Source organism: Acetivibrio cellulolyticus CD2, assembly GCF_000179595.2.
GTDB lineage: Bacteria > Bacillota > Clostridia > Acetivibrionales > Acetivibrionaceae > Acetivibrio > Acetivibrio cellulolyticus.
In genome coordinates, this window is the sequence record NZ_JH556659.1 from 571,098 (window position 1) to 584,278 (window position 13,181).

Annotated in this window: 9 protein-coding genes; 6 read left to right on the top strand and 3 right to left on the bottom strand. The window is 35.2% G+C overall.

What is annotated here, in order from left to right:
* The first annotated feature begins 373 nt into the window (after positions 1–373).
* Both ACECE_RS0222470 and ACECE_RS0222475 read left to right on the top strand, forming a co-directional pair.
* Complete coding sequence (locus tag ACECE_RS0222470) at positions 374–1,762, top strand: glycosyl hydrolase family 8 (protein ID WP_083878967.1); 1,389 nt, start codon at positions 374–376, stop codon at positions 1,760–1,762.
* Positions 1,763–2,351: 589 nt separating this feature from the next.
* On the top strand, positions 2,352–4,553 hold the full coding sequence (locus tag ACECE_RS0222475; RefSeq protein ID WP_010251308.1) for a glycoside hydrolase family 9 protein: 2,202 nt from the start codon (positions 2,352–2,354) through the stop codon (positions 4,551–4,553).
* 133 nt (positions 4,554–4,686) lie between these two features.
* Here ACECE_RS0222475 and ACECE_RS0222480 read toward each other — a convergent pair whose 3' ends face one another.
* Positions 4,687–5,841 carry a D-alanyl-D-alanine carboxypeptidase family protein gene (locus ACECE_RS0222480; RefSeq protein WP_040428833.1) on the bottom strand — a complete coding sequence of 385 codons (1,155 nt, stop codon included), beginning with the start codon at positions 5,839–5,841 and terminating at the stop codon, positions 4,687–4,689.
* A gap of 359 nt (positions 5,842–6,200) precedes the next feature.
* On the opposite strand from ACECE_RS0222480, the gene ACECE_RS0222485 reads away from it, so the two are divergent.
* The gene (locus ACECE_RS0222485) at positions 6,201–6,857 is read left to right on the top strand and encodes a peroxiredoxin (protein WP_010251311.1); all 657 of its coding nucleotides are present in this window, start codon (positions 6,201–6,203) and stop codon (positions 6,855–6,857) included.
* A 42-nt stretch (positions 6,858–6,899) separates the two neighbouring features.
* Here the strand turns inward: ACECE_RS0222485 and ACECE_RS0222490 are convergent, their stop codons facing one another.
* Positions 6,900–7,616, bottom strand: coding sequence for a response regulator transcription factor (locus ACECE_RS0222490; RefSeq protein ID WP_010251313.1), 717 nt, complete (start codon positions 7,614–7,616; stop codon positions 6,900–6,902).
* 463 nt (positions 7,617–8,079) lie between these two features.
* On the opposite strand from ACECE_RS0222490, the gene ACECE_RS0222495 reads away from it, so the two are divergent.
* The 3 genes from ACECE_RS0222495 to ACECE_RS0222505 all read left to right on the top strand — a co-directional run bounded on the left by ACECE_RS0222495 (position 8,080) and on the right by ACECE_RS0222505 (position 12,317).
* Entirely contained in the window at positions 8,080–10,800 is a 2,721-nt protein-coding gene (locus ACECE_RS0222495) for a CotH kinase family protein (RefSeq protein ID WP_010251315.1), read from the top strand.
* Between the two features lie 96 nt (positions 10,801–10,896).
* Positions 10,897–11,682: a polyphosphate polymerase domain-containing protein gene (locus tag ACECE_RS0222500; protein WP_010251317.1), complete on the top strand. Its 786-nt coding sequence runs from the start codon at positions 10,897–10,899 to the stop codon at positions 11,680–11,682.
* Positions 11,634–12,317: a DUF4956 domain-containing protein gene (locus ACECE_RS0222505; protein WP_010251319.1), complete on the top strand. Its 684-nt coding sequence runs from the start codon at positions 11,634–11,636 to the stop codon at positions 12,315–12,317. The genes ACECE_RS0222500 and ACECE_RS0222505 overlap by 49 nt, the downstream gene beginning before the upstream one ends.
* Before the next feature lie 98 nt (positions 12,318–12,415).
* Here the strand turns inward: ACECE_RS0222505 and ACECE_RS0222510 are convergent, their stop codons facing one another.
* A complete protein-coding gene (locus tag ACECE_RS0222510; RefSeq protein ID WP_010251322.1) occupies positions 12,416–12,925 on the bottom strand; it encodes a type II secretion system protein in 510 nt (169 codons plus the stop codon).
* Positions 12,926–13,181: the final 256 nt, after the last annotated feature.

Sequence of the window (13,181 nt, forward strand, 5' to 3'; positions counted from 1 at the left end):
TTTCTTTATATTTGTAATAAGTCTTTAATTTTTCTCCTAATTTACTTAATAAAAATTCGTACTTACAATAAAATTTTAGGGGGTTGCAATAAAATTCAGATATCGACCTTAAATAATAGATATTAACAATCTAAATTTGGTTGTTAATACATATTCTTTTATGATATTATATAGTTAAAGGCAAAATATGCTAATCATTTTTAATATACCTTAGTATAGGCTAAAACTCACATAGGCCAGTCACTATGAGAGATTATTAGATAAGAATTGTGAGAACTTTGCGAAAGGGGAAAATGTTGTGAAAAAAAGACAAAGAACAAAAACATCAAGGGGAGGCATAATAGTTTTAGTTTTGGCATTATTGATAACCTCAATGGCGGCTATCAATATTAACAGTGTATCAGCAGCGAGTTTTCCATATAATGCAACCTATAAGTATGGATTGAGCTCAGTTGCTGATAATCAGGAAGCAGCCAACGCTACACTTCTACAGGAATGGGAAGGATGGAAAAGCAGGCACATTACTTCAAGTGGAGCAGGCGGTTTTAAGAGGGTTCAACGTGACAGCTCTACAAGCTACGATACTGTATCCGAAGGATTAGGATATGGTATGCTACTTGCAGTTTATTTCAAAGAGCAAGCTTTATATGACGATTTATATCGTTATGTAAAACTGCACTTTAACGGAAATGGACTTATGGCATGGCATCTTGATGCAAGTGGTAATTTAGCAGGTACTGGCGCAAATGGATGCGCAACTGATGCCGATGAAGATATAGCTGTATCCTTAGTTTTTGCTCATAAACAATGGGGATCAAGTGGCTCCATTAATTACAGTCAGGAAGCGAACAACTTGATTAACAATCTTGCTAATCATTGCCTCGATGGAGATATATTAAAACCTGGCGATTCATGGGGTGGTTGGAGTACTGTGAATGCATCATACTTTGCACCTGCATGGTATAAAATATTTGCTAAGTTTACAGGTAATACAAAGTGGAATAGTGTAGCTGATAAGTGCTACCAAATTATTGAAAGTGTAAAGAATAAGAACAGCGGAACAGGTCTCGTACCTGATTGGTGTACTGGAGATGGTTCAGCTGTAAGTGGAATGGGATATAATTATTACTATGATGCTACAAGATATCCATGGAGAACAGTATTAGACTATTTATGGTTTGGTGATGAAAGAGCAAAAACAAATTGTGATCTTATAAACAAGTTCTTTAAAAATATAGGTCCTGCAAATATTAAAAGCGGGTACTCTATAACAGGAAGCCAAGTAGGTTCAGACCATAACTCTCCATTTGTTGCTCCAATAGCAGCTTCATCGTTGACTGGATATGACCTTTCTTTCGCAAAAGCAATGCATGAAGAAAATATTAAAGTTAAAGACCCAGATGCATATTGTTACTATGGTGGTTGTTTAAGAATGATTACTATGCTATATACGACAGGTAATTTCCCCAACCTTTATGAAGATGTAGTAGTAAAGACGCCAACACCTACAATCGCAACACCAACACCTACAATTGCAACTCCAACTCCAACACAGTCAGGTTCAGTTTTGTTAGGAGATGTAAATGGTGATGGTTCCGCAAACTCCATAGATTTTGGATATATGAAAATGAAATTACTTGGACAAATTTCCAGCTTTCCATCTCCAAATGGTGATGTAGCCGCAGATATGAATAAGGATGGAGCATTTAATTCCTTAGATTTTGGATATATGAAAATGCTATTATTAGGGATGATTAAATAATTCCTAAACTATTTGATTAATGAAATAGAATTTAATAAAAGAATATACAGATATTAATTAAGAATTTGAGAGTTAGGAGAAATAGGCGAGGACTGGTAATCTGCTTATTTCTTTTAACTTGCTTTATAGGATTATTTATGTGCTTTCGTACAATTCACTTTTTCTAACACTCACGTTCCTTATGTATAATTCGATATAGCAATATTCTTTTTCAAAGAACCACCAAATTACTTAAGAAAGATGAAAAATATAACTCTGGTTATAATTTCATGGCATAGCCTTACTTGGCTATATCCTTAGATAAATGAAGTTAAGGAATTTTTGTTAACATAAACTTATCGACTATTTTTTATGCTATTAAAAAGTCATAAATGTTATGTTTTGCTTAAAAATGGGACTGAAAAACATTTGGCAATTCGAATTATTATAGATATTTATCACTAGATAGAAATGAAGCTTCCAGTGATTTCTCACCAACAGGTTTGACAGCAAAGGCTTTAAATGATTGAAAAGTTACCAGCACAAAAGTAGTTATGTAATTTAGTAATAAATTAACTATAAAAAACAAATTTAAAGGGAGGGTTTAATAATGAAGAAACCGATAGCATTTATTACGGTGTTATCACTAATGGCTGCATTTTTAGTACCACAAATGTCAATTAATGCAGCAGCATCTTACAACTATGGTGAGGCTCTACAAAAAGCAATAATTTTTTATGAGTGTCAAAGATCAGGTGATTTGCCTGATGACAACAGGGTAAACTGGCGTGGTGATTCAGGCTTGGCTGACGGTTCAGATGCAGGTCTGGACCTTACAGGTGGATGGTATGATGCCGGGGATAACGCAAAGTTCAATCTACCAATGGCTTATACAACCACCATGCTTGGCTGGAGTGTTTACGAATGTCGTGATGCTTTTGAAAAGAGTGGCCAGCTTGACGAAATACTGGATAATATCAAATGGGCTACTGACTATTTCATAAAGTGCCATCCAAGTGCAAACGTGTATTATTATCAGGTGGGAGATGGTGCTCTTGACCATGCTTGGTGGGGTCCTGCTGAAGTTATGCAGATGAAAAGACCATCAGCTAAAGTAACTACTTCAAGTCCTGGATCAACAGTAGTTGGGGAGACTGCAGCAGCAATGGCAGTAGCTTCAATTATATTTAAAGACACTGATCCGGATTATGCTGCAACATGTTTAAAGCATGCAAAAGAATTATTTACATTTGCAGACACAACAAAGAGTGATACTGGGTATAAGGCAGCTGAAGGATACTATAGCTCATGGAGTGGCTTTTATGATGAACTTACATGGGCTTCAGCATGGTTATATCTTGCAACTGAAGATTCAGCATACCTCGATAAGGCTGCTTCATACAAATCAAATTGGGAAGTAGAACGTGGCACTACTACAATAAAATATAAATGGGGCCACTGCTGGGATAATAAACTTTTTGGATCATTCCTATTACTTGCAAGAGCAACAGGTGATTCATTATACAAGCAGTGTATTGAAAATAATCTTGACTGGTGGACAACAGGATACAATGGAGATAGGATTGCATATTCTCCAAAGGGACTTGCAATTTGTGATATGTGGGGTACTTTAAGATATGCAACTACATCTGCATTCCTCGCAAGTGTTTACTCTGACTGGTCCGGATGTGATTCAACTAAAGCAGCAACTTACAAAGCGTTTGCAAAAAGTCAGGTTGATTATGCTCTTGGAAGTGCTGGTAGAAGTTATGAGGTAGGTTTTGGTACAAATCCTCCTACGCACCCTCACCATAGAAATGCACATGGTGGATGGGCAGCAAGTATGGATACACCAGCACAACATAGACATACGCTTTATGGAGCTCTAGTTGGTGGACCAAATGCAAGTGACGCTTATACTGATACAATTAATGATTATCAAGCAAATGAAGTTGCTTGTGACTATAATGCAGGGTTCGTTGGAATTCTTGCTAAAATGTACGGCGAATTCGGTGGAACCCCTATAGCTGATTTTAATGCTATTGAGCCTGTAGGAGAGGAATATGGAATTTATGCGGCAGTAAATGCTGCAGGATCTACTTTTACAAACATGAAAGCTACAATATCCAATATGACAGGATGGCCTCCAAGAATGAGCGATAAGCTTTCATACAGATATTTTGTAGATATTTCGGAAGTAATCAATGCAGGTTATAAAGCAAGTGATGTTACTGTATCAGCAAGTACTACAAATGGTGCGAAGGTTTCACCGGGTCTTATTGAGTGGGATGCTTCAAAGAATATATACTATGTAAATATCGACTTTAACGGAACAAATATTTATCCAGGTGGAATTAATGAATATAAGAGGGATGTATACTTTACACTCAATGCTCCTAATGGATTCTCAGCATGGGATAGCACAAACGATTTCTCTTATACAGGTTTGGCTGGTGCTTCAGGACAAACTGGAGTTAAAACAGAGTATATACCGATTTATGATAATGGTGTGAAGATTTATGGTAAGGAACCTGGAGAGTCATCTTCAACTCCAACACCAGTAAAAACAACACCTACAAAGACTGTATCTCCTACACCTACTACATCTTCAGTTGTTAAGGGTGATATTGACGGTAATGGAAGTTTCAATTCTATTGACTTTGGTATTCTTAGAACGTACTTGATGGGTACAAAAAAATTATCAGAAATACAGCTTATAGCAGCTGATGTTGATGGTAGTGGAGCTGCTAATTCAATTGACTTTGGAGCCATGAGAAAGGAATTGCTTGGATTTACAAAGGACTTTAAATAATAATTTGTATTATTTATTATTTTGAACTATTACTTAACTAATAGAAAGAGGCCAAAATGGCCTTTTTCTATTAGATTTGTGGAGTTTGCAAAGTAAATATCCTGGGGCTAAATGACCCTGGGATTTTTATTTATTACCACATAAAACTGAAAAGGTTGCGTAGTCCGCCAAAAAACCATCGGAAGAAACCTGCTTTATCGATGCTCTCTGCTGTCGAAATTCCACTGCTTGCCAGTGTGACGCCATCTAATTTGACTTCCAGCTTACCTGCAGAAACACCAGCATTAATCGGTGCAATCAATGACTGCGAGTTTTTTGATATAACTGTTTTAAGGTCTTTTTCCCGTGATATTGGTATTAACACTTTAATATCATTGTCTAATTTGAGTGGAGTGGATGTTTTTTTGCCATTTTCTATATTTATATTGTCAACAATATCACCAGACTTTTTATAATCAAGGAATTTGAAATTCTTAAAGCCATAAGTTAGTAACTCTTGCCCTGCGATTTGCCTTTCTTTTTCATCCTTTGTATTTAATACAACAGCAATTAATCTGATACCATTTTGTTTTGCAGTGGCAGCAAGACAATAGCCTGCTTCTTCTGTCCAACCCGTTTTAAGACCATCAGCTCCCTCATAAACACCAAGAAGCGGATTACGGTTAAATTGTCGAATGTCGTTAAAGGTGAATTCAGTTTTTGATTCGATCTCCAATATTTCCGGATAGTTCTGTATAAGGTAGCGTGATAATATTACTATATCCTTTGCAGTTAGCCTATGTCCTTCTTGGGGCAGTCCTGTACAGTTTTTAAAAGTACTGTTTTTCAATCCGATTTCTTTTGCCTTTTCGTTCATAGCTGAAACAAAAGCATTTTCACTGCCGCAAAGATATTCAGCTAACGCTATACAGCCATCGTTGGCAGAATCAATGGAAATACCCATGATGATATCGCGGTAAGAAACTTTACTTCCTACCTGCAGAAACATTTTTGAGCCTTCCATTTTCCATGCCTTTTCTGAAACACTCACGAGATCGGTCCATTTTGCAGTACCTTTACTGATTGCTTCAAACCCGAGAAGTAAGGTCATTACTTTGGTAATACTAGCTGGTGGCATAGAAACTTCAGAATTCTTTTCATAAAGAACCTGTCCGGTTGAGGCCTCAATCAAGATAGCTGAACCAGCAGTTGATTCAAATTCTGCATATATGTTCAATGGATGCATGGTTGTAAAAATTGCAATTAAAAGGAATACAGATAGAAACTTCATTATTTTTGACTTCACCATATGACACTCCTTTACTTTTGGTTTTATTAAAGACGTCCCTAAGGTCCTTATTTTTATGTTATCATTTGGGTGTTTTTTAGACAAATGAAAAATTTAACTTGTATAATATCTTGTCGAAAGTGGTGAAAGTAAACTACTAATTTGGATATTGCCTGCAATTAATTTCGAATGGTGTAGATATTTCCTGGGAAATGTAGAATGATAACTATGAAAAAAGAGAGTTTTAGTAATTAAAAGTAGAAAAAGCGGAATAATTTTTCGTTCATGCCTTAAATCAATTTATGAATTACACATCAGAGGAGAAGTGTGCATATTATATATGGCGAAAGTATTATGATTGACGAAAGGGGATATAAATTATGGATCAATACCAGCTTTATAGAACTCAGAATCTTCAATTGGGTATGAAGGCTCCGGAATTTACTGCACAAACTACTTTTGGAGAGCTAAAGCTTTCAGAATTAACAGGGAAATGGATTGTTTTCTTTTCGCATCCTGGAGATTTCACTCCCATTTGTACAACAGAGTATATCGCATTTGCACAGATGGCACCTTACTTTGCACAGCGGAATGTTCAGCTTCTAGGTTTAAGCATAGACAGTAATCCTTCCCATTTGGCTTGGGTATATAACATCTACAAAAATACAGGTATTACTATTCCTTTTCCAATTGTTGCAGATAGGGACGGTTCAATAGCAAGGCTCTATGGAATGATAGCTGCAAGTGTTAGTGCAACTGAAACAGTTAGAACTGTTTTCATTATAGATGATAAACAGGTAATAAGGGCAATGTTGAATTATCCCCTAACAAATGGTCGGAATATTCCTGAAATATTAAGGTTGGTAGATGCGTTGCAGACAACAGACAGGGAAAATGTTGTAACACCGGCAAACTGGTGTCCAGGTCAGGCTGTGGTTGTTAAACCTCCGAAGACTTACAATGAGTTGCTGGAAAGAATAAAATGTCCTCAAGGGTTAAAATGCATGGATTGGTATTTGTGTTGTAAAAAAGAGTGAAATACCGTATTGGTAATCACAAACAAGGTATTAAGTCCTGCATTAAACCGTACTTTTGAGTAGGGTATTTGCTTGAATATCCTTACAGGTTGTATTTATTTCATAGCCTGCTCCGCGATGGGTAGTTATAACTACATTTGAGCCAATATATTCTAACTTCTTCCTCAAAAAAGATATATAAACTTCAACATGATTAGCTCCTGCACTGGAGTCAAAGCCCCAAAGCTTTTCTATAATCCTTTCTTTAGGAGAGATAATGCCTTTTCTGCGTATAAGGAATTCTAAAAGCTCACATTCACGGCAGGTTAGGGCAACTTCTGATTGTTCTGTTGATAATTTGAGACTGGCAGTATTAAGTTCAATATCTCCATAAACTAATATATTATTTGAAAATAACTCTCCTTTACGCCTCCCTAATGCACGAACACGCGCTAGTAATTCATCAAGAGAAAATGGTTTTACAAGGTAATCATCTGCTCCGCTGTCAAGGCCTGCAACTTTAGCAGATATTTCACTTCGGGCACTTAACAATATAACAGGTGTTGTAATCCTTATTTTCCTCAGCCTTTGAAGAACAGTCATACCATCAGTTTTGGGAAGTACAACATCAAGGAGAATAATATCATATATACCTGTTAGAGCAAAATCTATGCCATCATCGCCGTTATTTACACAAGTCACAGTATAGCTGTTTTTCTTTAGAATTTGACTTAATACTTTAGATAAATAGATATCATTTTCTACTACTAATATACGCATGGAATTTTTCCTCCGATTGAATCTAAACATTTATTATGATAAAATAATTAATGAAGGCATACTATTTATATATCACTATAGTATTTCGAGTAGAAATTGAAGTTTTCTTCGCAAAATTAGAAAAATTCGAAAAATATATAAAAATCATTGCCTAATCAAGGAGAAATATGGGATAATGTGGGGACTTTAAGTTTCATATAGGTTTTATTTGTATAACGTATTTTAATATTTGGATGCTCTACTATTTAATAAACAATTCTTTGCACTACACACAATATTGAAATTTGTTTTCGTAATTGTGCAAACATTAGGAAAATATATTTCAAGTCGCTGTTTTATTTCAATTATTTTCAGTATTCCTAATCTTTTTTTGTATTTGCTGTTTATATTGTTAATTATTAAACAAAGAATTATTATATTTAATATTTATAATAAATTAAAAAATTGAAAAGGGGCGAGTGTAGTGAGAAAATTTGTATCTGTTTTTCTGGCTGTTATTATGCTTATGGTCATAATGACGCCATCAGGAGTTTTTTTTGTTTCAGCGGAAAATGGTCAGACCATATTTATCAATGAAATTATGGCAGCCAATTCTCAAACTCTTAGGGATGGAGATGTAGATGATCCAGACGAAGGTAGTAAAGGCGGAGCATATTCGGACTGGATTGAAATCTATAATTCCAGCTCAGAACCTATTAACTTGAACGGGTATACTTTATCTGATTCCAGTGCAACATGGACCTTTCCTCAAGTGACCATTAAAGCAAGTGGGTATTTGCTGGTTTGGGCTTCAGACAAAAATAAAGTGGCAAAAGACGGACAGCTGCACGCTAACTTTAAATTGAGTGCTTCTGGCGAAGCGGTTATACTAAAGGCAGCTGATGGTTCTGTTGTTGATTCTGTTAAATTTATAAGCCTGGCAGAAGATCAATCATATGGACGTAAAACAGATGGTGCCTCAGAATTTGAAACATTTACAAAGTCTACACCATTAGGAGCAAATACAAACGGTACTATACTTGTTAAAGCTCCTGTTTTCTCTAAACAGGGAGGATTTTATACAGAGGCCTTTGACTTACAGATTACTTCAGAAGTTCCAGAAGCTAAAATCTACTATACAACTGATGGTTCCGATCCTGTTCCGGGAGCTTCAGGAACAACTCAATACAGCAGCAGTATAAAAATTAAAAGCAGAGCAGGTGACGCAAACGTACTTTCAATGGTGCAGAATATATCTAATGACATGTGGAATCCATGGAAGGCACCAAATGGTGAAGTTTTTAAATGTACGACATTAAAGGCTGTTGTTGTTCGTGAAGATGGATCAAAGAGTAAGATTGTTACCCATTCATATTTTGTAGACCCAGATATGAAAACAAGATATACTTTGCCTGTAATATCTCTTGTAACTGACTATGATAACTTATTTGACCCTACTACGGGGATCTATATGAAGTTGAATTCTGAACAAACGGGTGAGGAATGGGAAAGACCAGCGCATATAGAGTTTTTCGAGAATGACGGCACTATTGGCTTCTCACAATATATTGGAGTTAGAATGCATGGAGCATGGTCCAGAAAATACCCGCAGAAGTCATTTAGGTTGTATGCTGATGGGGATTATGGGGATTCAAAAGAATTCAAATACGAGATTTTCCCAGGACTCACTAAAAAAGGTAATGGTAAAAACTTAAAGAGTTTTGAACGGTTGATTTTAAGAGATGCTGGTAATGACTGGATGTATGCCTATATGAGAGATGAAATGCTGCAAAGTCTTGTATCCCATATAAAAGGTCTGGATACTCAGGCAGTAAGGCCTGCAATACTGTTTTTAAATGGTGAATACTGGGGTACATACTATATTCGTGAGCGTTATGATAAAGAATATCTTGAGGATCACTATAATCTTGAAGGTGATAATGTTGCACTACTCGATGTTTTTGATGTCTGTGAAGCTCAGGAAGGGACCGCAGAAGATGCCGCTTCATATACAAACGATGTAATAAAATATCTGCAATCAAATTCTATAACTCAGGCTGGAACCTATGAGTATATTAAAACAAAAATTGATGTTGATAACTTTATTAATTATTACGTGTCGGAAATTTTCTTTGGCAATACAGACTGGCCAGGAAATAATGTTTCCGTATGGAGATATAAGACGGAAGACGGAGAGTATCATCCAGAAGCTCCATATGGTCAGGATGGCAGATGGAGATGGTTATTAAAAGATACTGATTATAGTTTTGGGATATATAACAAATCTGTGACGCATGATACGTTGAGATTTGCAGCTGGTGATACATCGGAAGGATATGCCAACGCATCATGGGCTACATTCTTGTTCAAGAATTTGTTGCAAAATACTGAGTTTAGAAACAAATTTATAAACTGTTTTGCAGACCAATTAAATACATCATTTGTTTCTGATCGGGTAATTCAGTTTATAAATAATTTTGAAGCTACTCTTTCACCAGAAATGCTTGAGCACGCAAATCGCTGGCAATATATTAAAATGACTGCTACAACTGCGAAGGATACAACATGGAGCCAGAATGTTCAGGTAATGAGGGATTATGCTAAAAACCGTCCATCAAATGTTGTTCAGTTTATAAAAAATAAATTCAGCAGCAATGGAGTAACAGGAACAGCTAATATAACTTTAAAAACCGATTGTGCACAAGGATATGTTAGAATAAATACAATTGATATAAAGTCAACCACTCCAAGTGTTATAGATCCAAGTTCATGGACTGGCATGTATTTTACTGGTATACCTGTAACTGTAACAGCAATACCGGCAACTGGGTATGTGTTTGACCATTGGGAAGGGGTTACTGGTAATTCTGATACTGTAACATTTACCCATACTGGAAACATAAGTATAACAGCTGTTTTCAAGCCAGCTACAGCAATATCACCTACGCCCACAACAACAATATCTACATCGACTCCGTCACCTACACCTACAAATAGTAGTGTTTGCGGTGATGTAAATCAGGATGGTTCTTTCAATTCAATAGATTTTGGATTTGTAAGAATGTATCTGCTAGGAATTAAAAATGATAATATTATTAATATAGCAGCTGGGGATGTTGATGCTAATGGCGCTCTTAATGCAATAGATTTTGCATATATGAGACAGCGTTTATTAGGTATAATCATTAAGTTTCCTGCTGAATAGTTAATAGTTATGTGTAAATTAGCAGCTTGACAAAATAATTTAAGATTAGTTTAAGGTTCTCCATGTAAAATAAGATTGTAGAGAGGAGGTAACCTAGTGGCTATTGAGGTTTTTAACAGGTACGAAATTAAATATATGATGGATGGTGAAACATGTGAAAAAGTTCAGCAGCAGCTTATTGAATATATGGAGTTAGATGAATATAACAAAAAGCATCCTTTTTATACAATAAGTAATATATATTATGACACAGAAGATAATCATCTTATAAGAACTTCACTATCAAAACCAAAATACAAAGAAAAGCTGAGATTACGTGCATATGGTGTACCTGATGTGGAGGATAAAGTGTACTTAGAGATTAAGAAAAAAGTAAATGGGCTTGTTAATAAGAGAAGGACAAAACTGGTTTTAAATGAGGCATATGATTTTGTTGCAACGGGAAATAAACCAGAATTAAAGAGCTTTATGAACAAGCAGGTTCTCAATGAGATAGATTATGTAATAAAGTTATATAAACCTGTACCCAAACTTTATCTTGCATATGATAGAAAAGCGTTTTTTGGAATAAATAACAGAGATTTAAGAATAACCTTTGATACCAATATTCGTTCCAGAAGGGAAGATCTAAGGCTTGAAGCGGGTGATTATGGACGTAAATTATTGCCTAGCGATGATCTTTGGCTTATGGAAGTTAAGGCTGAAAAGACCATTCCAATATGGCTTTCTAAGATGCTCAGTAATTATAAACTTTTTAAAACCAGTTTTTCAAAATATGGAACAGAGTATAAGACAATGATTCAAGAAAATTTATTGGAAGGGGGAAGCAATCAATGGAGGCATTTTTCAATACCGCAACAGAGTCGTTACAGTTATCGCTAGGTAGTGCAGTACTAACTATTATAGTTGCATTTGCATTAGGATTGCTTATTAGCTTAACGTATATAAAAACATATTCAAAGGGAAATTATTCTCAAAACTTTGTACTTACATTGATTATGATTCCTTGTATTATAGCAATTATTATCCTTTTAATAGGTAGTAATATTGCAAGAGCCTTTGGTCTATCGGGAGCATTTTCCATTATCCGGTTCAGAAGTGCTCCAGGTGATCCTAAGGATATAGCTTACGTGTTTTTTTCAATGGGAGCAGGTCTGGCGTGCGGTGTAGGAGTTTATGGTTATGCAATACTTTTTACTTTAGTGCTTTGTGCTTTTATGATACTTTTGTGCAAAATTAATTTTGGGGCAAGAAAAACATCAGATAAAATACTAAAGATTATAATACCGGAAGATTTGGACTACCAAGGTGTATTTGATGATCTTTTTGAGGCTTATACGTACAGGCATGAACTAAAGAAGGTTAAAACAACAGATTTAGGGACTTTATATGAACTTGTTTATATAGTAAATATGAAACAGAATGTAAGAGAAAAAGAATTTTTAGATGAGATCCGCTGCAGAAACGGCAATTTGAACATTATCTTAGCGATGAATGCAGAACCTGCGGATTGTTGATTTGTGTAATATAAAATAAACAGTAAAGAAGCCTCTAAACTTTGAATTTAGAGGCTTTTGTTTTATCTGGTGAAAATGTACTTATCAAAACATACAGGCTAATTTACATAAACTTTTGCTTCGTCGGCGTTTGTTACAGGTGTTACATGGCAGTTAACTTCATTAGAAAGTACCTCAATTTTATAGCCCTTATATTGGCCGCCATTTGATGTGCTCCAGAAAGGTGCGTAGCATGTAGTTGAAGGCGAGGCTCCCGATTTAGGAGATAGTATAGGATAAATTTCTAAATTCTTTCCATCAATCGTACAAGTTATAGTACTCTGAAGAGCATATACCAATTCTGAGGATAGCTTGCCGTCCATAGATTGGGGAAGGGTATACCCGTCATAAAGCAAATTCTGAAGTTTGAAATCCTGACTCTGAAGCATGTAGGATATAACAGCTTTCTGAATAACTAATGCCTGATGTTCGTCTGCTTTTTTTCTTGAATTATGTAATACGCCGGTAAACATGCTAAATGCTAAAACTGATAATACTCCAATAATAGCAATAACAATAAGCAATTCAATAAGTGAAAAGCCGCTGTTTCTTTTGATGATTTTTTTCATACAATATTCTCCCTTGCAAATTAATACAATAAAAATAATATGAGATACAAACAATAAAAATATCTAATATCTAACTATTTATGTAGTACAAAAAATAACTTATTAATAGAACTTAAGAAAAGAATGTGTAGCACAAAATTACAAAAACTATAAAATAGTTACAAACTACTTATTACTTATTTTGTAAACCCAATTTTTATCTATAGTTATATTTTATCATTAATTGTTTGGGAAAAACAGTACTTAAAAGGAAAAG